The organism is Bacillus sp. 166amftsu (assembly GCF_900107445.1).
Taxonomy (GTDB): domain Bacteria; phylum Bacillota; class Bacilli; order Bacillales; family Bacillaceae_G; genus Bacillus_A; species Bacillus_A arachidis.
Genome location: NZ_FNQA01000002.1, coordinates 383,358 through 406,330, shown reverse-complemented (window position 1 = coordinate 406,330; position 22,973 = coordinate 383,358). Strand labels below are relative to the sequence as shown.

The window sequence follows — 22,973 nt, the reverse complement described above, 5'->3', positions numbered from 1 at the left end:
TTTTTTCTATGTATTACAAAATATCGTTTTTATAACACTCCAAACCCTAACATTCCTCCCCCTTTTCCAACAAAATTTTTATGATTAAAATAGCATATTTATTACTATTCTATTACATGTAAAAAATCCCTTTAAACGAAAACAATTTAACTATCGCTCGTTATAAAGGGATTTTCCTTTTTGTTTTATATTTTAAAACTTTTGTCTTTTGCACAAAAGTTTCGCAACTCTTCGACATGTTTCACAATATGCGTCGCTCCTGCTTCTTGTAATTCTTTTTCACTCCCATATCCATACAATACACCGATAGAATCAATTCCATTACAATTCGCTCCTACTATGTCATGCTTTCTATCCCCAATCATTACTACCTCTTCTCTTTGCAGCTCTGGATTGGTATGCAAAATATATTCAATAATTTCATCTTTCTTGATTCGGGTTCCATCTAAATTACTACCTACTATTTCTTCAAAGAAATGAATCAAGTTAAAGTGTTCTAACACTTGTTTTGCAAATATAGTAGGCTTGGAAGTTGCAACAAATAATCGTTTCTCTTCATCTTTTAATTCTTGTAAAATATACGGAATCCTCTCATATACACAATTCTCAAGTAGGCCGCTTCGCTTTAGATATTCACGAAAATAAGTAACAGCTTGCTCTACTTGCTTTTCGTCCATTCTGTATCTACCTGCAAACGAATGCTGAATTGGTGGACCAATGAAAGAATCTAGCTCTTTCTGATTCGGTTCATCTATTCCCATTTTTCGCAATGCATATAAAACCGAATTTACAATTCCTTCTTTCGGATCTGTTAATGTTCCATCTAAATCAAATAGAAAAGTTGTATACATAATTCTCCACCCCTAATTGACAAATCACCATCCTTTCTATATTATCAAAATATTCATTCGTTTTTAACTTTTATTTTTTCGTGCACGTTATTACTCAATTCAAAGGTAGATATCGTTCTGTTGTATGATGAGCATAATTTCATAGAAACATGGTGACCAAAAATGATGACAACATTAACTTTTATAATGACTTTCACGATTATCATCCATGCCGTCGAAACAAGTTCTTATAGTATTCGGCTTGCAGGTGTTCGTTTAAAGAAAATTGCCGTTGCATTATCTGTAGTTGGGATGGTATTACTTATTTCACGAACATCCAACTTGCTACAAGCTTTTTTACTTGGTGGCATTATCGATCAAGCGAAGAGTGGCGCTTCAATTAATTTAGAAAGTACGATACGCCTCGTTTTATTATCCGCTTCTATCGGTACACTGCTCGCAATCATTCTATATCCAACTTTAACAAAACTCTTTGGATATGTAATTCAGCGCTTCGAAACAGATGGTTCATTCATTCGAATGATGAAAACAAACAATGTGCAAAAATTGAAGTATACAAAAAAATATGTTAGATTTCCAAAATTCGAAATGATCCACCGTATGCGAGTGGGCGGCATTCCAAAACGAATTATGTTAATTAATATGTTTGCAACCGCAATTTATACTGCGGGGGTCCTTTCCGCCTTATATGCTTCTTATTTAAATCCGGCTTATGCAACGAAAGCAATCACGGCTTCTGGCCTTATTAATGGATTTGCTACAATCTTATTAACTGTGTTGCTAGATCCGCGTATTGCCCTTTTAACAGAGCGAGCGCTTCAATCAGAAAATGGTGCTGATACAATGAGTAAGATGTTTGGTTGGCTTATGATTTCAAGATTTCTTGGTACATTATTAGCACAGCTCATATTTGTACCTGGTGCATATTGGATTTTATGGATTATTAAACTTACGCAGTGAATGATGCTTCTCATTATGGCAGCTCGATTAACAGAAGCAATACTTAATGAAGAGTATATTTAATAAGGAGAGAAATGTATGTATATTAAAACAGAGCAAGATATTATTAAACTCATACAAAACGATACTTGGATGATGAAAATATTACAGACCGCAAAAACCCTACAACTTCCTGATTGGTGGGTTTGCGCTGGATTTGTTCGTTCTAAAATTTGGGATGTTCTTCATGGATATGACGTAAGAACGCCAACGCCAGACATAGATATCATCTATTTTGACCCATTACATATTAGTGAATCCACCGAAAAAAAATTAGAAAATAGGCTTAAACATATAGATTCTACAATTCCGTGGTCCGTGAAAAATCAAGCTCGCATGCATGTAGTCAATAACATGCCCCCTTATTTATCTTCAGTCGATGCCATTTCTAAATTCTCAGAAACAGCGACTGCTCTTGGAGTCACATTAGATGAACAAGATAATGTGGTGCTAACTGCCCCTTGCGGAATAGAAGACATTCTCACACTGCAAGTGAAGCCAACACCTCATTTCCTCAAAACGAAAGAGCTCACAAATATGTATGAAACGAGATTACAAAAAAAGAATTGGCAGAGTAAATGGCCTAACATTACAATCTTCCATCCTGAAATTTAAACATAAAGAAAAAAGGTGCTTCTCATTTTTCGGAAGCACCTTTTCCTAATTCACTTCAAAAAATCAATGACAGTTTCTGCGAATCGATCTGCCGCTTCATAATGCGGTGTATGACCACATTCTTCAAAAACTATGACTTTACCACTTTGTACGTCTCTTTTGAACGTTTTAATTTGTTCTTCACACGTTACCACATCGTGTTTTCCTATGATGAGCAACATCGGGTTCTCCACATCTTTTAATTTTGATAATATCGATTGATAAATTTCCCCTTCCCCTTTCAATCTTGTAAAATGAATTTCGGAACGATCATAAAACTCTTCCCATTCTTCTTCACTATATAAGCTATAATCCGTTTCATCCTCGACATAATTATAGATTTCCATTCTTTTATCCTCTAATTCATCGCTTAATTTCGAATAAGCTTCTAGTAATTCTACTGAACTAGCATTACTTTCTGCAATAGCCATACATTCATTTCCTTGCTTTTCTTTTCCATACTTCTTTAGTAAAGCTCCTGTCCTTTTCAATAAAGCTCTACTTGTTAATGCAAAATCAAAAGTAGGACCTTCAAAGATAATCTTTTGAATAGATTGTGGATACATTGTTGCATATAACAACGCTAGAAAACCACCAAAGGAATGCCCAATAACAGACCATCTTTCAATTCGTAACATCTTCCTTAACTCTTCGCAATCTTCGATAAGATCCTGCAATCCAAACTGCTCTTGCTTCCCAATTTCATCCGAACGTCCTACCCCACGTTGATCAATGGCAACAAGCCGAAAAGTATCTTGTAATCTATGTGCTTGATGGTAGGTGAAATCAAAACACATCTCACCAGGACCTCCATGAAGATACAATACAGAATAATTTTCTCCTGATCCATACGTCTCCACATATAGCTTTTTCCCACGTACTTTCATCATTTCGCCTTGTAATAATACTTCCTTTTCTTGTTTCATCTCTTTGTCCTCCAATTTTTCATCTTTGATCTCATATACGATTAGGAGGGCCACGAATTCGTACACGTTATGTATCTGTAATATAACAATACACCTTTCTATCCTCCGTTTAAAAACGCTACATTCAATTTAAATAGTACCAATTGGATTTTACGTTTTATAAAAATGCTTCATCCACCGCTTTTTTCACCGCCTCTCCTCTTCCTGAGACTTGAAGTTTCATATAAATAGAAGAAGCATAATTTCTTACAGTACCTTCAGATAAAAACAACTTTGCTGCAATCTCTTTATAACGAAGTCCTTCTTTAAGACATCCTAATACATCCATTTCACGTGGAGTCAATTCATAAGGAGGCTTTTTCGGTATTGGACTATATTCTTTAAAAAAGCGAGTTGCCACATCCTGAGATAGCATTGTCCCACCTGAATGTACTAATCGAATAGCCGCTACTAACTCTTCTGGTTGAACAGATTTAAGTACATACCCCTCTGCTCCCGCTTCAATCGCTTCAGAAACACTAGAAGTATCCTCAAAAGTTGTGATCATAATTATTTTAGTACCTGGCCACCTATGCTTGATTTTCTTCATTGTTGTAATCCCATTCATCTCAGGCATTTGTATATCCATAAGAACAATATTTGGCTGCCTTTCTTCACATTGTTTTAAGGCTTGTACCCCACTATTCGCAACCGATACGCGAAAACCGTATTTATCCAATAAAAGTTCTAAACTATCTGAAATAATAGGCTGATCATCTACTATTAATATATGAATCTTATCTTGGGCAGATGATTCTTCTTTATGTAAGGTCGGAATCAAACAAGTCACAATTGTCCCTGTATCCTTAGTCGAATCAATACTCAAATTCCCATGATATTCACTTAGGCGTTCTCTCATTCCCGATAAACCAAAACCCTCCTGCATAACTTCCATGCCTATACCGTTATCTTGTATTTGAAGCATCACATAATTTTTATGATATTGTAAAAGAACTTGTATCTTTTCAGCTCCCCCATGTCTTGTTGCATTTGTCATTGCCTCTTGTAAACACCGACAGAAAGTTCTCTTTAGTTTTTTAGCCATTGGATAATATTCTCCAACCGTACGGAAAACAACATGAACATTTGTATTACTTTTAAACTCCTCTATTAAGTTCAATAAAGACACATCTAAATTTGATTCTTCTTGTGGATCCATTTCGTGAACCTGTCTTCGAATATTATCTAATGCAGATCGTGATATATCTAATATTTCTTGTAATTTCCCCTCTCCCTCCTTGGTTGCTAGATGTGGTCGTAACGTTTCCATACTCAATATAACCGAAGTAAATTTATAGCCTATCGTATCATGTAATTCTCTTGCCATTCTATCCCTTTCCTCAAGCAAAGTTATTCTTTCTACCTGGGAAGAATATTGTTCTAAAATTGCATTCTTATCCTTAATCAAATTTAATTTTTGCTTTATGGCATCCATAGAATAAACAACTCTTTGTAGCAAATGACCTATGCCATATATAAAGAGAACATCAAATATACTTAGAAGCAGCTTATTACGATCAAACCCAAAATTAAAGAAAACTCCCAATACACAGATAATTATCATTGCAGGTAATGTATAAAAATTTAGTTTTCCACGGCAAAAAAATGCAAGCGTTAAAATTGCAGGGGATAAAAATTGAGCCAAATGATACGTATAAGCAAAATAAAGTGAAAGTCCCCCCACTAAGATAATTTCTGTTACTACATATAATTCACTTCGTAATTTATATAACATGACAGGTATGACATAAGACAAAACTGTACTTATAAAAACAATCTCAAGTGGAAAGTTTGGGTTATCTTGATATGTCAAAGTAACAATTGCAACAATCCAAGTAATCCGAACGAGTATCATTACCCATTCCTGCCAAATTAACTTATTTTTTATGTCATTCAACTTTCATATGCCTCCTATCCAAATGAACATTATACCTTTTCCCTATATTTCCTATTTTTCCATTTTCATCATAGCAAGGTTATGACACTTTGTCACTGCCTTATATTACATTCTTTTTGCTATGTTTGTAATCGAAACACATCACTAATATTAAGGGAGTGAACAAAATATGTGTATTTTAAATGTACAAAACTTAACTAAGAAAATTGGAAGGCGGACACTCGTTAATCGAATATCATTTGATGCTCAAAAAGGAGAAATTCTTGGTCTTCTAGGCCCCAATGGTGCTGGAAAAACAACCACAATTAAAATGATTGTTGGCTTAATCTCTAAAACAAGTGGAACAGTCACAATTAATAAAAAAGACACAAGCAAAGACTTCAAAGAAGCTATGAAAGATGTTGGGGTGATTGTTGAGAATCCTGATTTATACAAATTTTTATCTGGCTATGATAACCTCCTTCACTTTTCTAGAATGACACCTAATATTCCAAAAGAACGTTTGGATGTAGTTGTTTCTTTAGTTGGGTTAGAAAAAAGTATTCATAATAAAGTTTCCACTTATTCTTTAGGAATGAAACAGCGGCTTGCTCTTGCAATTGCTTTTGTACACAAACCTGCCCTTCTCATTTTAGATGAACCTACAAATGGACTGGACCCTCAAGGAATTAGAGATTTAAGGTTTCATTTAAAACAACTAGCTACAGAAGAACAGGTAGCAATTGTTGTTTCAAGTCATCTAATGGCCGAAATGGAAATGATGTGTGATCGCATCGTTATTATAGACAAAGGAAATCTAGTTGGTATACATGATATAAAGGATATTACAAAAGAACAGATACAAGCTGTGCAATTTGAAGTAGACCGAACAGATTTAGCAATCCCACTCTTACAAAAATTAGTAATAGGTGAAGAAATCATAACAAGTCACAATGGCATTACGATCAAAATAAGTAAAGAACATATACCTGAAATTTGCGATACATTAGCCAAAAATGGAGTGAATGTTTATGGCATTAAAACCATGAAAACAACTTTAGAAGACAAATTCATTGAAATGACTGGAGATGGCGTGCACAATGATTAATCTAATAAAAAATGAAAACATGAAAATTTTCAAACGAAAAAGAACTTGGATTATGGTAGGTGTTATGGTTGTATTTATTTTCATTCAATTCCTAAACGTAAAGCTTTCCAGTCAAGTTAATTATGGGGATGACTGGAAGACATCCCTTATTGAAGAAAATGCATTGCTTCAAGTTGAAAAAGAATCTCTAAAATTACCTATTGAAAAAATGGAGAATGAAAAAAAACTTCTACTAAATAATTATTACATCGACAGTAATATAAAACCAACAAACAATGCATGGTTCTTCACAATTGGACAAAGTACGAACTTTTTAATAGCTATCTCCATTCTTACACTCATAATAGCTGGTGAAATTGTTGCAAGTGAATTTCAATCCGGTACAATTAAATTTTTATTAACACGAACCGCGACTCGCACACAAATATATTTTTCTAAATATATTTCTACGTTATTATTTGGATTTTTCTTAATCATGATAACGTTTCTTCTTTCCATTCTATTTAGTGGCATTCTTTTAGGCTTTGATGGAATAAATGGTGAATACTTATTTGTCAAAGATCATGTCGTTCAAAAAACAAGCATCCTTCAGGCACTAATTGGCAGCTTATTATTTAAGATTCCTTACTTAATTATTGTTGCAACTTTAGCATTTATGATTTCAGCGGCGTTTAAAAGTTCTACATTCTCTATCGTATTTTCTCTTTTAGTAGCAATTTCGGGTTTTGTCATGAGTATCTCATTAAAAGGTTTCAGTTGGACAAAATATTTCATCTTCTCTCATACGGATTTATCAAGTTTCGTATATGATAATCCTCCTGTAGAAGGTATGACTTTCGTTTTTTCTATACTGTTTATCTTAATTCATATATTCATCATGCATGGCATTGCATACCCTATATTCGTAAAAAAAGATGTCGCTTAAACTTTTTTTGAAGACTGGAGGAAATACATTGAAAAAAGGATTGATTTATTTCTGTATGTTAATAACTTTAATTCTTACTGGTTGTTCAAGTTCCGAAACTGAAACAAAGGAACAACAACTTGAGCTACCTGCTACTGATGTTAAAACGTTAAAACTAGATAACCGAAATGGTAATATTGATATTTCCACAAATCCTAAATCAGACAAAATAGAAGCTTCTATAACTGCAAAAGCTAGGGGTATTAGCATGGATAAATTAAAACTAGATCTTTCAGCCAAAAATGGAATTGCAACTTTAAACACTTCTTTTGATGGACAATTTTTTAGCAATAGTGAAACTTGGGTTGATGTCAAACTATCATTACCTAAGAACATAAAAGTAGAATTTAACGAAAATCATAGAGACGGCGATATCAAAGTCTCTAACCTCGAATCAGATATTAATATACTTAATGTCAACGGTAATATTAACATTTCCAACGTTAATGGAACTGTAAGTGTAACAAATAGAGATGGAGATGTAGATATTGCGCATACAAAGTCTGACATTAATCTTGATAATAATAACGGCAAAGTTGTTATTACGGATATAAAAGGATCTATAAGAGCGAAAATTGGAGATGGTTCAGCTGATATCAATAATATTGAAAAGCATGTTACCATCTTAGGTGCAAAAAGCGATAAAATAAAAGTAAATCATGTTAAAGGGAAAATAACTTTTAATAAATAAAATTGATTTACTTATACAGGCTAAAAACCAACCGCATTTTTTAATAATTCGGTTGGTTTTTTTCCTTAAATACACTAAATTTTTTCTTAATATTCAATTATTTTTATTTAAATAATCCCAATCACATTCAAAAAGACAATGACAATCGCAATTGGCGCAACATATCGAAGTAAAAACACCCAGCAAATAAATACTGATTTCCTGTAATTCCCGCCAATAAAAAATTCTGCTTCCAGTACCTTTTTCTCCATTTTAAATGAGACGAAAATACTAATGAATAAAGCTCCAAGTGGCATTAATATATTACTAGATAAAAAGTCTACCGCGTCAAAAATATTTTTGCCGAAGATTGTTATATCATTCCATACACCAAATGAAAGTGCAGATGGGATACCTATTAAGAAAATTAAAAATCCAATGATCCATGACAATTTCTTTCTTCTTTCTTGCTGTCCATTCGCTAGTGCTGAAACGACTGTTTCAAGTAGAGAAAATGCAGATGTTAGCGTTGCAAATGTAAATAGCGCGAGAAATACTGTTAAAAAGATATTTCCAAATGGAATTTGACTAAATACAGATGGTAATACAATAAATAACAATCCTGGTCCTTCTGTTGGCTCCATTCCTAGTGAAAATACTGCTGGAAAAATAGCAAGCCCTGCAAATAGAGAAACAAACAGGTTCAGTCCAACAATCGTTACCGCTGAACGTGGTAAACTTTCTTTTTTATTTAAGTAAGAACTATACGTGACCATGATTGAAATTCCTATACTAATTGCAAAAAATGATTGTCCCATTGCAAATAAAATACTTTCTGATGTGATTTTTGAGAAATCAGGCTGTAAGAAGAATTTGACCCCTTTCATCGCATCATCAAGTGTTAAAGAGCGAACAATAAGAGCTACAAACAGAACGAACAATGCTGGTAACATATATTTACTCGCTTTTTCAATTCCATTTTGTACACCTTTTGATACAACCCAAATCGTAATAAACATAAAGGCAAAATGTCCAGCGATTGCCCAAACAGGATCCCCAATTGTTTCTGTAAATAAAGAACTGTAATTTTGCTGCGGTGTAATCAATTGTCCCGTTATCCCTCTGAATAAATAGATTAATACCCAGCCACCAACAACACTATAAAACGATAACAAAATAAAACATGTTCCAACGCCAAGGCGTCCAATCCAGTGCCAACCTGTATTGGGTGCGATACTTTTAAATGCTCCAACTGCTTGTTTTTGTGTACTGCGCCCTATCATAAATTCAGCTATCAATAACGGAAGACCTATTAATACCGTAAACAATATAAAGATTAAAAAGAATGCTCCTCCACCGCTCTTCCCAGCAATATAAGGAAATTTCCATATTGCTCCAAGTCCAATTGCAGATCCTGCTGCGGCCATTATAAAACCTAATTTCGAAGTCCATTGCTCCGTCTGTTTCATCTTATTTTCCTCCCAATTAAATCTTTTTATATTAATAAATAAATATAATTGACCAATCCAAATAAAACCTCCATTTCTTCCTATATATAATAAAAAATGGCCCAGCATCTCTTTATATAAAGAGACGCCAAGCCATTTACTTAACGCGGTACCACTCTCATTGATTCCATTATGAATCCACCTTAGCAGTAATCGTTTGATTACAAACCTGTTATCGAAGGTTAACCGTTAAGATTTACTAAGAATTAGACTTCTGTTCCACCTTACTGCTCCTAGGCGAGTTCAGGATGTTATTTGACTATGTCACACCAACCCATAGCTCTCTGTACAAACACATGACCTTACTACTCCTATTCAACGCAATCCAATATTCTGAATATAAGTTCTTTTGAAATTACTACGAATTATATCGGTTATATTTACGACTGTCAAGCAAGATAATTATTTTTTTGTCGAAAAAGAGATTTTTTTATAGGTAAACTGCACGTAAAGCCCTATCTACTTCCCAAATCTTATGTTTGGCCAAATCAACAAATATTTACAAGTATTAGTTGTATGGATTTAACATTGTTTAAAACTATCTAAGTTAACCTTTTGGGATAGTTTTTGGTCCTGTTTTATTATTTACCATTGTTATTTTAGATCTGTATATGATGGTGTCAGGTATGAAACACCTATTAGAAAAAGACAATAATTATTCTGCAACCCCACTACTCTTAAGTGTTTTTTCAAAAGACAAAAATCGAGAAGAAAAGGGAAATCCGCACCGTTTCAAACAAATATTCACCGCGAAAGAATCATAACTATTCTAGCAAAAAGAACCTTCGATATTACCACGAAGGTTCTTTTTTAGAAGATACATGTATATTCTAAATTCATATGTATTCCCTTTACTTTTTCTATTACTTTATTAGATTTTTAATCATCATGTAATCCATCTAATAGCTCTGAAAATGTATGACAAATAAGCTCTATAGCTGCTTCTCCTTCTTCCTCATGATCCCAAAATACAATTGTTGGTGATAATTTATCCGCACGATAGTCAAAACATATTAGATTTCCAAAAGGATCTTTCGCAAAAGGAATAATCCCCTCTATCTCAGGCTGTATAGGATCGTAAAACATCCCTATATTCATTTCTTCACTTGTAAAACTTAATAAATCATTTATTACACCTTCTCCCCCAGTTACAAATTCAAAAGTATTTGGCTCTGGATATCCGCCATTATATTTTTTAACACATTCTTTATAATCGCTTGGAAAGTTTACTCCAAACGATTTCTCTACTTTATTTATTATTTGTTCATCTACTATTTCTTCTGAAAATAACCACTTGATTTCTCTCATGATATGCCTCATTCCCTTTCTTTAATTGATGATCTTTCATTGTTTTCCTAATTTAATCAAATATAGCTTAATTAACTATGAATAAATATTGAGTCTTGAAAACATTCATGTTACATGCATTTAGCTTTTAATCTTTTAATTTGTTCTAATGCTACACTATAGTAATCTTTAATTAACAAAATATGATTCATTCTAACGAAAAACATTTATTTAATTGGGATTCCATATAAACTCTCCTATACTTTCTACCATACTCACTGTCAAAGGGATCATTAAATGTTTCAAAATAAACTATTCTTTTACTAAATAGCTTTCAGCTATATCAATATCATGAGTCAAATCTAATTCCGGAAACGTTTTATCTAGAGTCCTCAAACAAGTAATAAATTGAGGACTCTGTAAAATTTCAGATATATCCTCAAATACTTCGCTAATCCAATACAAGTCCTCTTTATCACACTGTTTTAAATATTGAATAGTTTCACTTTCATTTTCAGACAAAGCATCAGTTATTTTTTTCCAGCATTCTTGAATTCCATAATCATCATTTAATGCCTTGATTTTTCTTTCTTTCAATATTGATTTCATTTTATCTTTAAGCATTTTTTCCTCCTATGATTGTTTAGTTGCATCAGGAAATCATCCATTTTTCGAATCAAATTTTAACTTGGATTCATAGTTACTCTTTGGAGTTTCACGAAGCTCTCTAAACCCTTTCCCTCCACAACTATATCTATATACCTGCTGCAGAGAAAGACTGCTTTCTAATACTATTCAAACTGCATTATCGAACTATCTATCTTGAAGTGTTTTTTCTTCATCAACTAATCTTCTAATATTATTTATACACTCCATTAAATTTATTTTTAATGAATATAAATCGCTACATATCCTTTTTTCAACAGGGTCATCCCAATCGGAATTTTGTGTAACATATAATAAAAATGTTTTCAAACCTCCGTGCCAACCTATGTCAATTGCATAATTAAATGGATACTTCACTAAAAGCATATCATCTGTCAATAAATCACTTTCTTCATCAAATCCTTCTAAAATCCTTCGGTCAAAACCATCATAAGCTACTTCACCTGGTCTAAAATCAATACTTTCAAACATAGTATTCAACTCCGACTTAGTTAATTTTTCATCTACATTTCTATCCCCTCAGAATCTAGCAAAATTAGCAATTCCAATTATAAATTTCAATAATTTATTCTTTGGTTATATCCACCTTTATACGGTAGCTCATTTTCAAAATCACATGAGGCAACTACTTGATAACCCTCTTTCCACAAAAACACAAGTAATTTTCTGATTTCTTTTTTATAATCGCTGCTTTTATTACAATCAGATGTATCAATATCTAAAAAATATGGAAAGTAAAGAAAGCCATCTGGAAATTCTTTCGATTTTTCTTCATCAAATTCTTTATCTTTTATAACATCAACACTGAAATAATCACCTTCTATAGAAAAAAATTTATCATGTTCCAAATGTAAACAAACAGAAATTTTTTCAGTTAACTCTTCAATTGATTGAATAGTATTTATAAAAGCTTTACAATATAAATCTTCCAACCTATACTTCTCCTTATTTAATAGGTATATATGGTGGGTTATCAAATTTTCCACGCTCTAAAATTATAGATACATCAGCTTCTATCCCTAATAGATTTTCTATTTCTTTTCAGAGTCCTCTCAATTTAGCTTCACCCGCTTGAATTTTTCCACTCTCTAAAGCATGAAGCATAGTTCTTTCTTTTACAGAACCTGGATTTGGAGTTCCAAAATATTTTTTTACAAGTCCTTCAAATTGCTCTTTACTTACACGGACACCTATATCAATATCTGATGTTAATTTTGCAGTTCCTCCTGCTCTACTACCTTGTACAAAAAATGTCATCACTTATGTTTCCTGATTCCCTCTTTAATAAGTTACTCATATTGGAAAACTGATCTTCTGTTAATCCCTGAGGAATTTTTAAACCGTTAGCTCCATTACCAACATCCTTCTCACCAGTATCTTTCACATTCTGATACGCATCTTTCAGCAGGTTCTTTCCTCCACTAGGAATCTTGCCTGCACCTTGTGTCTCAAAGGCAAGGCCTCCACCAAATTCCGGCACATACTCTCCCAATTTTTTCATAGCATAACGAAATTCCTTACCAACTTCTATAAAATCATTTTTAACCTTTGTCTTCCCTTTATTTCATAGATCCCCTATTTTATTACTTAGCCCTTTTGTCTTTGATGCCAAGAAAGATACGCCTTCATGTAGCTTTCTTGATACTTTCTTCGCTCCATCAAGAAGAACTTTCCCGCCTTTTTCTATTGCTCGTATGACAATTTTTCCGCCATACTTAATTGCTTTTCCAGCAAGGTTTGCGGCTTTTCCAATTGGTACAAAGTTTAAAAGCGTCCAGCCTGCCGCAATGAGTCTTTCTTTTTTGGATAATTCTTTTTCAGTGACGGAGGCTTTAACGTTTACATGGAAAAATGCAGTTACTTGATAAAAAATTTAAACAATGCGTCGTAATTTCTCTTTCTATATTTTTCCTTTTAATTATATCTATTTTTTCATTTAAACCAAACAAGATATACACAGCATACTCTCTAATATTTACCTAATATATCAAAATGATAATTATAACCCATTCACATTACGGACAAATATTATTCAATAAAATAACAGATAGACGTACCCAAATAGACTGTGTTGATATAAAATTGATGATACAAAAAAACTGGAAGATTTATTATATCTTCCAGTTCAACTTGTTTAGATAAGTTCTCCGACATATAACACGATAAAATAAGTCAACAGTCTCTTCATTTTTCTAACATCACTGTTAATTTATTTGGTATGATTTTTTGTCAGTGCACAAGGAACTCACAAAAGGTCAATGACTTTGTATATCTCTGAACTGCTTCTAACTTAACATGTACCTTCAGAATCTAACCAAATAGTTAAATTAATTTTTCAGATAAATCCTTTCTTCTTCAAGAAAAGTATTAAAGTTTTCTAATAAACTCTCTTGAGTAGAAAATAATTTTTGAGGCATATAATTTATGAGAGATACCATATCTTCTGGATACCCAAAAGAATCATAAAAACTAGCTATTTTATTTAATAATTCACGTTTGTCATTTGTATTACCTCTCACTTTAGATAAATAGACATACCTTAATTTTCTATATTCTCTTTGCCACTCTGGATTATCTTTTTCAAAATCAGGAAAAAACTGTTTTTTTATCTCTGACATTAAATTAAATATGTTGTCTTCAGATACATCCCAAGCTAAATCATTAATTAGGGGGCTTTCTTCTCCTTTTTCCAATAATTCAATTGCGTAATCAGTCAAAACTGAGATATTAAAAAATCGCTCTTCTATACCTATGTATATTGTTTTCCAATTATAGTTAATATCCTCTTTTTTTAAATCTTTTAAATTCAGCATTATTTTCCACCTTATTTTTTGGAATTTGATTTGGTGTCCCATTAAAAAAATCATTATAATCTTCAATTGTTAATTCATTAAGTTCTTCACAACCAAATCCTCCCATACTTTTCACCTACTTTGTGCATATACTTAATTTAATATTAGGAGATTTTCTCGAAATTCCAAAATAACATTGTTACAGAAGTTACAATCTATAAAATTTTAACCCTTCGTGCACTTATACTATTATAACGTGCCTACTCATATCTACCCTAATACGTAAAAAAGCACTTGTTGCCTTTGGTAAACAAGTGCTTTAAATTCATGTGTTTTTTAGTTTGTATATAACCAATTTATACTTACAATATGATACTAAATAACTTTATTTTACCTCTTGTCTCAGTATTATTTCCAAATTTGTTAGCTATATCATTTAGAATTTTATACTCAGTATCAGACTCTCTTGGGTACTCAATTCCATTCTTATCTGCTGCTATTGATGCTTTAAAAATTGTGTTATTAGGCTTTAATATAATATCCGCCACTCTTTCCTCTAACACACCACTTAATTCATTTATACTACTTGAGCATAAAATTCTTTCCTATTTAGCCCCATGACATCTACTTCTGCCAAAGCAAAGTTCCCAAACTTTTTATATCCATTAGTTAATTTCCCTCTTAGCTCTTTCACTCTAACAATTATATGTGCTTCTGCTACTGGATCAATTTGTTTTGTAGGATATACTTTACCTGTCCTTCTATCCACCCCCTTCTCCCCAGTCTCTTTCATAAACTGATACACATCATCTTTCAGAGACTGCCATATTCCTCAATAATCGCTTTGTCTGCACAATATTTATTGAATCTATTTATCAATTCATCAATATCTTGTTTTCTTACTATTTTCCCTAACCATTCTTCTGGAATTTCATCCATTTTATAGTACATACCTGCTAAAGTTCCTGTTATTGCAGCTATAGTATCTGTATCTTCCCCTAAATTTATCGCTTTTAAAACAGCCTCTTTAAAGGTTGTTGAATTTCCAAAACACCAAATTGCAGCTTCTAAAGTATGTACTACATATCCATCCGACAATATTTCATTTTTAGGTAATCTAAAAAAATCATTTTCAAAAAGCCTTGAATAATGCTTTAGTTCTTCTTGATATTTATGACTTTTATCAAAATTTTTATCAAATAATCTCTTAACTACTTCTAAGGATTCTTGAGAAGTATTATTATGATAAAGCCTTATCAAACATTCAATATAAATAATAGAACCTACTATAGCACGAGGATGTGCATGAGTAATCTCGGTATATTTTTTTATCATTTCTACCTTTTTGATAAAATCAAACTCATTGTATAGTACAAAGGCTAGTGGTGCTATCCTCATTATAGCGCCATTTCCATTATCAAACTCAGCTTTGCCACCACATTTTTCTAACGGATACCCTTCCTCAAAACGAATAATAGCCTCATCTGTACTTCTTCCAATATCGAACATTTTTCCAAAAGGAGTCCAATACCCCTCCTCTTTATATTTAATAAATTTGTTCATTAAACAAAATATACTTTCTTCTTTTATTAAATTTTCCATTAAGCACAAAGTCAATGAAGTATCATCTGACCATGTTCCAGGTGGTTGATTATAGGTTCCATAGCCACTAACATTGTCTATGTAAAAAGTATCCCTTTTCCTAAATTCAACTGGAACACCTAATAGATCCCCAATAATCCCTCCATATATTGTGGGTAAAACTCTTTGTTGAATACTCAAACTAAGAAAAGACTTGTTATCATCTTCCCATCTATCTACCATTCTTCTACCAACCATTTCTGTCACCTACCCTAATAAATCTAAAACAAAATGTATTTTTCTAATACTACCAATACTTACACTCTTTATAACCATTTCTTTTCCTGAATTTAATAGTAATTCTACTTCACAAGGGAACTGACTAATTTTACGTATGAGTACCTTTAAAGACATTAATTCCCCAGTGACATTCTTTATAAGCATAATATATCTATTAATTTTCAACCTTTTTTATTAAAAACTCTAACTTTAAGATATATGGGTGCGACTCGTTATTTAGTTCCTGCAAGTCTTGTGCATACATCTTAGATTTCTCTAACAATTCATTTCTAAAGTCTTCCAATGGTACAAGTTTAGAATTCCAACTAGGATAAGTTATTCCAACTATATTACTACATTCGACTGCATGGCTTCCTTCTGGTTTATTTGCATAAGCTTTGCTAATAGAAATATAATCACTATTAGTTTTTTTAGCTCAATCCAAACTTGTGGAGTTTCTATATCACTTATATACACTTGCTTTTCATTTTTTAGTAGTTCTGTTGCTTCTAAAAAATAATAAAACCACCAATATACCGATACAGAAAACACATCTAGTTCCTCTGAAAGAAATAATCCATAGTTTCCATTGTCCACTTGTATTTGAAAATAACCGTCTGCTCCTTTTAATTCATGATCATCATATATTTCATCAAAAAATACTTTATAACGTATAGAGAACAAAGCAGATTTCTCCTTATATGTTCATACTTTTAACTGTTTGAACTATAAAAGTTTGCTTACCATAAACAGCCCCCAATTTTTTATCGATATATAAATAGATGTTAGTAAGTTCATTTGCAAGCTTGTTAGCATTTTTTTATGTTTTAAAGCTTATTTTAATTTACAGACATATATTTTTTACTTTATTTATATATTTACGTATTTATCCTCTCGGTTCATAATGTTATCGGGGAGACCTTGGAACGCTCCTGATACAGAACCTATGAGTCCGCTTGATGAACATTTTAAAATTCCTTTAGCTAAAGCATTTGATTAATCAAGGAGTGTATTAGAATGGGAAGATATCCTGCGATTGTAATAACAAAAGAGCTAGATAATTGTGATTATGCCATTTATAGTTTTGGTCCTAGTATTGAAATGTGTAATGAGTATCCAGAAATGTATGAAAGATGGCGTTTTAAGCTATTAAAAGATAAGCTTACTGTAGAAGAAGGTTATGTTTTACTTGATGACATACCTAAAAAACATATTTCATTGTTCTATAAGTGTATCATTAAAATCCATAAACAAATTGAAAATGATGGTGGAATGAAAAATTTAAAAGATATTGATCTTCCAAATGACATTTCATTTGCTTAAATACTATATTACTTTATTTAGCTTAGCTTCAATATGTGGGAAGTAACTAAATTAAAACAACGTATAGAGAAGCACATGATGCCACTGTGAGATCTGGTAGACCATAGGATGTGCCCAAAATAGATAAAGAATAAATAAGGAGGTCTTTATATATGGCAGTATGTTTATTAATGACTAAAGAATTGGAAGATGAAGAAATTGTTGTTTATCAATACTACCCTTCTGAATCCCCCGATAAAATAGGAAAAATGTATTATAATAAAAAAGAACGAATGTTTTATGACTTAGAGCAAGCTCCAGTGGATTCAGAAACAATGAGAGGACATTATTTTAATTGTGCATGTACTAGGATTGTGCGATGTCTCAAAAGAAACGAAGACTTTCCTGATAGCATGGCATATGAAGCATAATTAAATGAACAAATATATAAACCGGTTCCTTGAAGTGCACCTCATTTGTTAAAACGCTATCTCTCTAAAACATAATTAGTATTTTCATATTCACCACCTCTTCTCTTTCCTATATAATTTTAAAATATTATTCATAGGTCGGATAGCCCGGCTAGAGAAATTCCTCTAGGAAGATAGATTAAAAAAGGGAGAAAAAATATGAGTAATTTTCATTTTCTAAAACAATATGTGATTTTACCTGGAACAGAAATATCTTCTGATGATAAACATGTATTTTATCCAACTGGAACAGACGAAATAAAATCAATCGAAAATGAATGGGGGGAAAAATTCCCAAGAGAGCTTAAGCAATTTTATAATGAGATAGGTTATGGTTTTGTATGTAAATCTATTGAATCACGTTTTAATAGAATAATGGGACCTGGTAGTGTACTTGATTTTATTAATGGTGAAGACATTTATATGGATGATATTCGATTAGATCATTATACAGATGAAAATGAATTAGTATTTTATGAAGTATCAGAACTTTCTTGTTTAGTAATGAATTTAGATGCAGAAGATGCAGATGGTTGTTGTCCGATTTACTATGAGGGAGATTTAATAGCGAATTCTCTTGGAGATTTTTTAAGAAAAATGAATAAAAATCCAAATTATTATCTTAAAAAGTAGTTATATGATAGCTTCAAAATAACTTTTTGATAAATATAACAAAGTAATACTTTCCTTGAAATAGCAACCAAAGACGATTCTTAGTTTGAATCGTCTTTGGTTATTTAATTTTTAATGTTCTCTTTCACATATACATATGCAATATAGCTACAGTGCATATTTGTTAATCCATTTTTCTAAATTCTTCAGGTGTGTATTGAATTTCTTCATAATGATCACAGAAAACATATTTATACTAATTTTTTTCTCTTTACATTATATAAATCAAAACCTTCCCTTTGCCAAAACGGCTCCAACCCTATCGTTTGATATAATTTAATCTCTTCACTATAGATTGGATACATACCAACTAAATGTATTGATCCCTCAGGTGTTTTGATTTCCGAGTATTCTTTACTTAGAATTGAAGGAGCAAAGACAAAGAACCCAACCATTTCAGATTCTTTTGAAATGGGAGTATCTAAAGTAAACAGTGAACCGTAAGAGAAACTTTTTTCTCCTTTAAATTGTGACGCAAAATACGCTGTTGCTAATCCCCAACTTTCATCTTGAGTCTCCAGTGTTAGAATAATTTCTGGTTTTCCGTTTTTCCAATTTGGATGGTTTGCTTCTGATAGTCCATAAGTAATAGATGTCATCATACCTTCCTCAGGTAAATCACGATAAAAAAACACATGAATTGGTATATCTCCATTTTTAGTATTAATCTTTTTTATTGCATCTACTTCTCCAAACAGCTCTTCTAATCTATCTATAAAAGCTTCGGCATTACTCCTCATAATTATCCTCCAATAAAATTATCTGGGTTATTTAAAATCAGCAATTATTGCTCTTTAGTTAGTTTCTCAAAGCCTTCCATACTAGCAATTTTATCCACCGATACAATGTGGTTTGCTTCTAATTTCTTGGTTATAATTTCTCCTAGTGCAGAATCAGGTTCTCCCTTCATATCATTAATATCTTTATTAACTAATTCTCTTAACTCCACTGTTGGTGTTTACTTACGTAATTCGTCGTACAGCTCATCCGATATTCTTCTATCTCCATATCTAAGAGCTCCACTACCAAAAACCCTCTCCGCAGTCTCTTTCGTATACTGATAAGTATCTTTCAGAAAGTGTGATCCTCCGCCTGTTAGTGAAAGAGAAGGTTATCCTCCAGGAATCCACTTATAATCCAGTAAGGCTTTAATCGTATGTTTTATCTGTTTATATGCTTGTACAAAGGCATTTTTAACTGTTGTTTTTCCTTTGTTTATCACTTCAATAAAAGATGTATTCCCATTGTTCCTAATTGTAGAATAGAATTTTTGATTTTCTAATGTCTCAGCAACTTGTTCTAATTTTTGTACATCAGTGATAGCCAAGGACAGATAATCCCCGCTGCAGCATTCGTTGCTTGCCCTAAATCTTGACGATCAACCAATGTAACTCGAACTCCTGCTTTTGCAAGATGATAAGCAGTAGATGCCCCGAGAATTCCAGCCCCAATTACAATATACGTTTTCATTTCTAACACTTTTTCCTTTTCCTTTTTCATTCTTTCATACGTTCCAAAAATTTGATCTATAAATGATCAAATACACTTTTATCTTTAAGATAAATTTCTTTATTAAGTATACTGGAAGGGGATTTTTTCAACTATAACACTACTTTTATTACACAATAATCCGGCGTTATAGCAAATTAAATACTTATATTTTTTGAAGTTAGTTCAAAGTTTACCTTATTCGCTAAACGCATATTTAATAGAAGGAATAACACTCCTCCTGCAATAGGCATGACATAAGAAGGGACGATATTTAATAGAGCTCCTGATGAAATCATCGCTATAGGAAGCATGATTTTCGCGATACTAATGCCAATGCTTAGGACTCTACCTCTATATTCATCTGGAATCTCTTTTTGCATAAAATAAGCGAGAGGGATATCAATTAGCGCTATGAATAACCCAAACAAGAACAAGACAGCAATGAAATAACAGGTAAAAACGATGGAGTTCAGTTGTAAGCTTTTCAGCATAACTGGAACTCCTAATAAAATCATAAGAATCGATAAAGCGATGCTTATATATTTTAAAAGAATGGAATAGGAAATTCTTTCTGTGATTTTCTTTACTAATAAAGCTCCTATAATTATCCCCAGTGGAAAGGCTCCTTGGATCATACCAAACTCCTTTGCTCCAAACTTTAGAACTGTATTAATCATATACGGTAGTGGAACAGTCACAGCAAAGCCGAGAAAAAAATTAATTAATATTAAGAGCATAAACATGCTTTTAATACTCTTTCTTTCAAATATATAGTTAAATCCATCCTTCATATCTCTAATCAAATGAATTTTCCCAATTAAATGATCTTCATTTAATTGATGATTGAAAAGCTTGAAATGAATAAACATCATCGATAATCCAGAAAAGAGAAAAGAAACTCCATTTATGATAATAAAAGTTCTCATATCAAAGATTGCAAAAACAATTCCGCCTAACATAGGTCCCATAATTAAAGAGATTGAGTCGATTATTTTACTAATGGAATTAATATTCATCAACATTTTTTCAGATACAATGTTTGGCTTCGCAGCTTCTAAACCTATTCCAAAGAAAGTAGTAAACACCGTCAACAGGAACGTAGTGACGTAAATGATAAGTAAATTCAATTCATATTTCATACATAATATATAAACGGAAACCAACAAGATTCCGCTAAGAAGATCCATACAAATAACTAATGTCTTTTTATTGATCTTATCCGCAATCACCCCAGCAAACGGATTGATGATAACCATCGGAATAATTCCTAGTATAAGAGTAACTGCAAAGCTTAACGCCGAGCCCGTCTGCTTTAAAACGTATAATCCTAGCGCAAAGTTATAAATAGCCGTACCAAATATCGAGATAGTTTTTCCTGTAGAATAGAGAAATAGGTTTTTCATTTCTTTTTTGTTCTTTTCATTACTTACACTCATTTGTAGTGCTTCCATTAATCCTCCACCTCACTTAACTTTTTATACAACAAATGTTAAGCTGCCGGGTGAACCCAATATCAATAGGTGTAATCCATAAATTTTTAGGAAAAAATGAAAAAAGATAGGGTTAACCCTATCTTTTTCCCAAAAATGAATATGAATAAATTTCTTCCCCCTGCACAAAGAAATTTTCGTACTTTCCACCTCGATCAATATATTCAGAAGTCCTTTCCTCAAGAGGAATATACTTTAAATCAGTGATGTTTCCCCTAATTTTTCTAGCTATAAAGTTATCTCTAAATCTAGCTTCGATTTTGCTTTTGGTGCTAAAATTTTTAAAAGCAATATATGATCCCAATATGTAACAATTAGGCTTAAATAGAAAATCCACTTCGCGAAGCAAAAACTCCTCATGTTCGAAGCTGTAATTACTAGTACCTGAATGATCAATCACGACATCGACAGATTGATCCTGTATAGGTATATGTAAAAAATCAGCGCAAATAAAGAGCATGTTTCTATTTAAACCTGTTCTCTCTAATACACCTTTTAAAAATCGATGCCGCTCTAAGTTGCGATCAACAGCAATATACAAGCAATTTTCCGGTAATTCCCGAAAAACATTTCGCAGAAAAAAACCAACTCCGGATCCTAACTCAAGCAATACTTTATTATTTGAGTCTAATTGACCTAGTTTCCTCATTGACCATTCTCCAACTTTTTTCATATTTTCCAAATAAGCTGGATCAGTTTCATGTATATATTCAAGAACAAATTCTTCAAGATGGGGGCCAGAAGTTGCTTGAAATGCATTACCAATTTTTAAAATACCTGATTCAACAAGATATTCTTCACCACAATCGCAAATTAACTTTCCTTCCATAATCTGATTTCTATGAATGATCCCATCTTGAAGAATAAGTTTTTCGCTACACCTTAAACATTTCAGCAAATCAAGTACTTTTAAATCAATTCCCATCATTAAGCTTGGACCTTTAGATTCCGCTAATATTTCATCTAATTTCGCCTTTAAATTGTCCTTTATTTCTACTAAATTATTTATTTCCTGCTCAACCTGCTTATATTTATCCATAAACAAAGATTGATAGTACGTATCATTTTCATAATCCGTGAATTTACCAAAATTTTTATATAGAAAAAATTGTTTAATTTCGTTTAAACTAAATCCCATCCCTTTAAATTCCAAAATAATCTCTAAATCGTTTTGACAACTCTCATCAAAAAAATAATGCCCTCCCTTCTTTTCAGGTACAATCAATCCTAAGTCCATATAATGCCTAATTGTATTAATACTTAATTTATTGACCTCTCCAAATTTACCAATCTTCACTTTACCACTACCCATACATATTTTTTATTCATCAGTTCTGCTTTTCTTACA

General features: G+C 32.2%; 30 protein-coding genes, 1 pseudogene and 1 other annotated feature. Of the genes and pseudogenes, 9 read left to right on the top strand and 22 right to left on the bottom strand.

The annotated features are described in order from the left end of the window. Positions 1-185: 185 nt before the first annotated feature. Positions 186-851, bottom strand: a complete 666-nt coding sequence (locus BLV40_RS08840; protein ID WP_090689091.1) for an HAD family hydrolase — start codon at positions 849-851, stop codon at positions 186-188. 162 nt (positions 852-1,013) lie between these two features. On the opposite strand from BLV40_RS08840, the gene BLV40_RS08835 reads away from it, so the two are divergent. Both BLV40_RS08835 and BLV40_RS08830 read left to right on the top strand, forming a co-directional pair. Continuing rightward, the gene (locus BLV40_RS08835; protein ID WP_090689088.1) at positions 1,014-1,811 is read left to right on the top strand and encodes a lipid II flippase Amj family protein; all 798 of its coding nucleotides are present in this window, start codon (positions 1,014-1,016) and stop codon (positions 1,809-1,811) included. Positions 1,812-1,889: 78 nt separating this feature from the next. After that, the gene (locus BLV40_RS08830; RefSeq protein WP_090689085.1) at positions 1,890-2,465 is read left to right on the top strand and encodes a nucleotidyltransferase family protein; all 576 of its coding nucleotides are present in this window, start codon (positions 1,890-1,892) and stop codon (positions 2,463-2,465) included. Positions 2,466-2,515: 50 nt separating this feature from the next. Here BLV40_RS08830 and BLV40_RS08825 read toward each other — a convergent pair whose 3' ends face one another. Together BLV40_RS08825 and BLV40_RS08820 are read right to left on the bottom strand one after the other, a co-directional pair. Beyond that, complete coding sequence (locus BLV40_RS08825) at positions 2,516-3,430, bottom strand: alpha/beta fold hydrolase (protein WP_090689082.1); 915 nt, start codon at positions 3,428-3,430, stop codon at positions 2,516-2,518. Between the two features lie 157 nt (positions 3,431-3,587). Continuing rightward, positions 3,588-5,366 (bottom strand): helix-turn-helix transcriptional regulator, encoded by a 1,779-nt coding sequence (locus BLV40_RS08820; RefSeq protein ID WP_090689081.1) that lies wholly within the window; start codon positions 5,364-5,366, stop codon positions 3,588-3,590. A 169-nt stretch (positions 5,367-5,535) separates the two neighbouring features. Between BLV40_RS08820 and BLV40_RS08815 the strand changes: the two genes are divergently transcribed. From BLV40_RS08815 to BLV40_RS08805, 3 genes are read left to right on the top strand one after another with little or no spacing between them, the layout of a single operon-like run. Then, on the top strand, positions 5,536-6,453 hold the full coding sequence (locus BLV40_RS08815) for an ABC transporter ATP-binding protein (protein ID WP_090689079.1): 918 nt from the start codon (positions 5,536-5,538) through the stop codon (positions 6,451-6,453). Next, positions 6,446-7,378 (top strand): ABC transporter permease, encoded by a 933-nt coding sequence (locus tag BLV40_RS08810; protein ID WP_026594270.1) that lies wholly within the window; start codon positions 6,446-6,448, stop codon positions 7,376-7,378. The genes BLV40_RS08815 and BLV40_RS08810 overlap by 8 nt, the downstream gene beginning before the upstream one ends. 28 nt (positions 7,379-7,406) lie before the next feature. After that, complete coding sequence (locus tag BLV40_RS08805) at positions 7,407-8,108, top strand: DUF4097 family beta strand repeat-containing protein (RefSeq protein WP_090689076.1); 702 nt, start codon at positions 7,407-7,409, stop codon at positions 8,106-8,108. A 107-nt stretch (positions 8,109-8,215) separates the two neighbouring features. Here BLV40_RS08805 and BLV40_RS08800 read toward each other — a convergent pair whose 3' ends face one another. The 7 genes from BLV40_RS08800 to BLV40_RS08770 all read right to left on the bottom strand — a co-directional run bounded on the left by BLV40_RS08800 (position 8,216) and on the right by BLV40_RS08770 (position 13,049). Then, a complete protein-coding gene (locus BLV40_RS08800; RefSeq protein WP_090689073.1) occupies positions 8,216-9,556 on the bottom strand; it encodes a sodium-dependent transporter in 1,341 nt (446 codons plus the stop codon). Positions 9,557-9,673: 117 nt separating this feature from the next. After that, positions 9,674-9,923, bottom strand: a binding site (T-box leader). A 551-nt stretch (positions 9,924-10,474) separates the two neighbouring features. After that, entirely contained in the window at positions 10,475-10,903 is a 429-nt protein-coding gene (locus tag BLV40_RS08795; RefSeq protein ID WP_090689071.1) for an SMI1/KNR4 family protein, read from the bottom strand. Positions 10,904-11,194: 291 nt separating this feature from the next. Then, positions 11,195-11,506: a hypothetical protein gene (locus BLV40_RS08790; RefSeq protein WP_090689069.1), complete on the bottom strand. Its 312-nt coding sequence runs from the start codon at positions 11,504-11,506 to the stop codon at positions 11,195-11,197. Positions 11,507-11,695: 189 nt separating this feature from the next. Continuing rightward, positions 11,696-12,019: a hypothetical protein gene (locus BLV40_RS08785; RefSeq protein WP_090689067.1), complete on the bottom strand. Its 324-nt coding sequence runs from the start codon at positions 12,017-12,019 to the stop codon at positions 11,696-11,698. Positions 12,020-12,105: 86 nt separating this feature from the next. Further along, a complete protein-coding gene (locus BLV40_RS08780; protein ID WP_090689064.1) occupies positions 12,106-12,480 on the bottom strand; it encodes a hypothetical protein in 375 nt (124 codons plus the stop codon). A 109-nt stretch (positions 12,481-12,589) separates the two neighbouring features. Further along, positions 12,590-12,805, bottom strand: a complete 216-nt coding sequence (locus tag BLV40_RS08775) for a nucleotidyltransferase domain-containing protein (protein ID WP_090689061.1) — start codon at positions 12,803-12,805, stop codon at positions 12,590-12,592. Then, positions 12,783-13,049, bottom strand: coding sequence for a hypothetical protein (locus tag BLV40_RS08770; RefSeq protein WP_026593051.1), 267 nt, complete (start codon positions 13,047-13,049; stop codon positions 12,783-12,785). Before BLV40_RS08770 ends, BLV40_RS08775 begins: the two co-directional genes overlap by 23 nt. 193 nt (positions 13,050-13,242) lie before the next feature. On the opposite strand from BLV40_RS08770, the gene BLV40_RS28850 reads away from it, so the two are divergent. After that, the gene (locus BLV40_RS28850) at positions 13,243-13,413 is read left to right on the top strand and encodes a hypothetical protein (RefSeq protein ID WP_211482111.1); all 171 of its coding nucleotides are present in this window, start codon (positions 13,243-13,245) and stop codon (positions 13,411-13,413) included. A gap of 462 nt (positions 13,414-13,875) precedes the next feature. Here BLV40_RS28850 and BLV40_RS08765 read toward each other — a convergent pair whose 3' ends face one another. From BLV40_RS08765 to BLV40_RS08750, 6 genes are all read right to left on the bottom strand, one after another. Beyond that, positions 13,876-14,361, bottom strand: a complete 486-nt coding sequence (locus BLV40_RS08765; RefSeq protein WP_211482110.1) for a DUF2247 family protein — start codon at positions 14,359-14,361, stop codon at positions 13,876-13,878. Further along, positions 14,324-14,467, bottom strand: a complete 144-nt coding sequence (locus BLV40_RS28490) for a hypothetical protein (RefSeq protein WP_170833628.1) — start codon at positions 14,465-14,467, stop codon at positions 14,324-14,326. The genes BLV40_RS08765 and BLV40_RS28490 overlap by 38 nt, the downstream gene beginning before the upstream one ends. Positions 14,468-14,702: 235 nt before the next feature. Next, on the bottom strand, positions 14,703-14,903 hold the full coding sequence (locus BLV40_RS29200; protein WP_244525369.1) for a deaminase domain-containing protein: 201 nt from the start codon (positions 14,901-14,903) through the stop codon (positions 14,703-14,705). 14 nt (positions 14,904-14,917) lie between these two features. Beyond that, complete coding sequence (locus tag BLV40_RS29195) at positions 14,918-15,109, bottom strand: hypothetical protein (protein WP_244525368.1); 192 nt, start codon at positions 15,107-15,109, stop codon at positions 14,918-14,920. 44 nt (positions 15,110-15,153) lie between these two features. Continuing rightward, positions 15,154-16,179 carry an ADP-ribosylglycohydrolase family protein gene (locus tag BLV40_RS08755; protein ID WP_090689059.1) on the bottom strand — a complete coding sequence of 342 codons (1,026 nt, stop codon included), beginning with the start codon at positions 16,177-16,179 and terminating at the stop codon, positions 15,154-15,156. A gap of 366 nt (positions 16,180-16,545) precedes the next feature. Continuing rightward, on the bottom strand, positions 16,546-16,884 hold the full coding sequence (locus BLV40_RS08750) for a hypothetical protein (protein ID WP_090689055.1): 339 nt from the start codon (positions 16,882-16,884) through the stop codon (positions 16,546-16,548). Between the two features lie 333 nt (positions 16,885-17,217). On the opposite strand from BLV40_RS08750, the gene BLV40_RS08745 reads away from it, so the two are divergent. The 3 genes from BLV40_RS08745 (at position 17,218) to BLV40_RS08735 (ending at position 18,605) form a co-directional block, all read left to right on the top strand. After that, positions 17,218-17,523, top strand: a complete 306-nt coding sequence (locus BLV40_RS08745) for a hypothetical protein (protein WP_090689051.1) — start codon at positions 17,218-17,220, stop codon at positions 17,521-17,523. A gap of 152 nt (positions 17,524-17,675) precedes the next feature. Next, entirely contained in the window at positions 17,676-17,933 is a 258-nt protein-coding gene (locus tag BLV40_RS08740; RefSeq protein WP_090689047.1) for a hypothetical protein, read from the top strand. A 198-nt stretch (positions 17,934-18,131) separates the two neighbouring features. Continuing rightward, positions 18,132-18,605 carry an SMI1/KNR4 family protein gene (locus tag BLV40_RS08735; RefSeq protein WP_090689044.1) on the top strand — a complete coding sequence of 158 codons (474 nt, stop codon included), beginning with the start codon at positions 18,132-18,134 and terminating at the stop codon, positions 18,603-18,605. 230 nt (positions 18,606-18,835) lie between these two features. Here the strand turns inward: BLV40_RS08735 and BLV40_RS08730 are convergent, their stop codons facing one another. The 6 genes and pseudogenes from BLV40_RS08730 to BLV40_RS08710 all read right to left on the bottom strand — a co-directional run bounded on the left by BLV40_RS08730 (position 18,836) and on the right by BLV40_RS08710 (position 22,922). After that, positions 18,836-19,384 carry a suppressor of fused domain protein gene (locus BLV40_RS08730; RefSeq protein WP_090689041.1) on the bottom strand — a complete coding sequence of 183 codons (549 nt, stop codon included), beginning with the start codon at positions 19,382-19,384 and terminating at the stop codon, positions 18,836-18,838. Positions 19,385-19,428: 44 nt separating this feature from the next. Next, on the bottom strand, positions 19,429-19,593 hold the full coding sequence (locus tag BLV40_RS28845) for a hypothetical protein (protein WP_211482109.1): 165 nt from the start codon (positions 19,591-19,593) through the stop codon (positions 19,429-19,431). A gap of 162 nt (positions 19,594-19,755) precedes the next feature. Then, positions 19,756-19,971, bottom strand: coding sequence for a hypothetical protein (locus BLV40_RS27920; RefSeq protein WP_139265507.1), 216 nt, complete (start codon positions 19,969-19,971; stop codon positions 19,756-19,758). Further along, positions 19,962-20,114 (bottom strand): annotated as a pseudogene (locus tag BLV40_RS08720) (FAD-dependent oxidoreductase); the annotation flags it as partial. The pseudogene BLV40_RS08720 and the gene BLV40_RS27920, both read right to left, overlap by 10 nt. A 176-nt stretch (positions 20,115-20,290) precedes the next feature. Beyond that, entirely contained in the window at positions 20,291-21,586 is a 1,296-nt protein-coding gene (locus BLV40_RS08715) for an MFS transporter (protein ID WP_090689039.1), read from the bottom strand. A gap of 118 nt (positions 21,587-21,704) precedes the next feature. Continuing rightward, a complete protein-coding gene (locus tag BLV40_RS08710; protein ID WP_090689035.1) occupies positions 21,705-22,922 on the bottom strand; it encodes a MerR family transcriptional regulator in 1,218 nt (405 codons plus the stop codon). Between the last annotated feature and the right edge of the window lie 51 nt (positions 22,923-22,973).

Excerpts from the sequence above, each read along its gene's own strand:
- BLV40_RS08840 (WP_090689091.1), bottom strand. The coding sequence starts at position 851 with ATGTATACAACTTTTCTATTTGATTTAGATGGAACATTAACAGATCCG.
- BLV40_RS08835 (WP_090689088.1), top strand. The coding sequence starts at position 1,014 with ATGATGACAACATTAACTTTTATAATGACTTTCACGATTATCATCCAT.
- BLV40_RS08830 (WP_090689085.1), top strand. The coding sequence starts at position 1,890 with ATGTATATTAAAACAGAGCAAGATATTATTAAACTCATACAAAACGAT.
- BLV40_RS08825 (WP_090689082.1), bottom strand. The coding sequence starts at position 3,430 with ATGAAACAAGAAAAGGAAGTATTATTACAAGGCGAAATGATGAAAGTA.
- BLV40_RS08815 (WP_090689079.1), top strand. The coding sequence starts at position 5,536 with ATGTGTATTTTAAATGTACAAAACTTAACTAAGAAAATTGGAAGGCGG.
- BLV40_RS08810 (WP_026594270.1), top strand. The coding sequence starts at position 6,446 with ATGATTAATCTAATAAAAAATGAAAACATGAAAATTTTCAAACGAAAA.
- BLV40_RS08800 (WP_090689073.1), bottom strand. The coding sequence starts at position 9,556 with ATGAAACAGACGGAGCAATGGACTTCGAAATTAGGTTTTATAATGGCC.
- BLV40_RS08795 (WP_090689071.1), bottom strand. The coding sequence starts at position 10,903 with ATGAGAGAAATCAAGTGGTTATTTTCAGAAGAAATAGTAGATGAACAA.
- BLV40_RS08790 (WP_090689069.1), bottom strand. The coding sequence starts at position 11,506 with ATGCTTAAAGATAAAATGAAATCAATATTGAAAGAAAGAAAAATCAAG.
- BLV40_RS08785 (WP_090689067.1), bottom strand. The coding sequence starts at position 12,019 with ATGTTTGAAAGTATTGATTTTAGACCAGGTGAAGTAGCTTATGATGGT.
- BLV40_RS08775 (WP_090689061.1), bottom strand. The coding sequence starts at position 12,805 with ATGACATTTTTTGTACAAGGTAGTAGAGCAGGAGGAACTGCAAAATTA.
- BLV40_RS08770 (WP_026593051.1), bottom strand. The coding sequence starts at position 13,049 with ATGAAAAAATTGGGAGAGTATGTGCCGGAATTTGGTGGAGGCCTTGCC.
- BLV40_RS28850 (WP_211482111.1), top strand. The coding sequence starts at position 13,243 with ATGACAATTTTTCCGCCATACTTAATTGCTTTTCCAGCAAGGTTTGCG.
- BLV40_RS08765 (WP_211482110.1), bottom strand. The coding sequence starts at position 14,361 with ATGCTGAATTTAAAAGATTTAAAAAAAGAGGATATTAACTATAATTGG.
- BLV40_RS28490 (WP_170833628.1), bottom strand. The coding sequence starts at position 14,467 with ATGGGAGGATTTGGTTGTGAAGAACTTAATGAATTAACAATTGAAGAT.
- BLV40_RS08755 (WP_090689059.1), bottom strand. The coding sequence starts at position 16,179 with ATGGTTGGTAGAAGAATGGTAGATAGATGGGAAGATGATAACAAGTCT.
- BLV40_RS08745 (WP_090689051.1), top strand. The coding sequence starts at position 17,218 with ATGGGAAGATATCCTGCGATTGTAATAACAAAAGAGCTAGATAATTGT.
- BLV40_RS08740 (WP_090689047.1), top strand. The coding sequence starts at position 17,676 with ATGGCAGTATGTTTATTAATGACTAAAGAATTGGAAGATGAAGAAATT.
- BLV40_RS08735 (WP_090689044.1), top strand. The coding sequence starts at position 18,132 with ATGAGTAATTTTCATTTTCTAAAACAATATGTGATTTTACCTGGAACA.
- BLV40_RS08730 (WP_090689041.1), bottom strand. The coding sequence starts at position 19,384 with ATGAGGAGTAATGCCGAAGCTTTTATAGATAGATTAGAAGAGCTGTTT.
- BLV40_RS08715 (WP_090689039.1), bottom strand. The coding sequence starts at position 21,586 with ATGGAAGCACTACAAATGAGTGTAAGTAATGAAAAGAACAAAAAAGAA.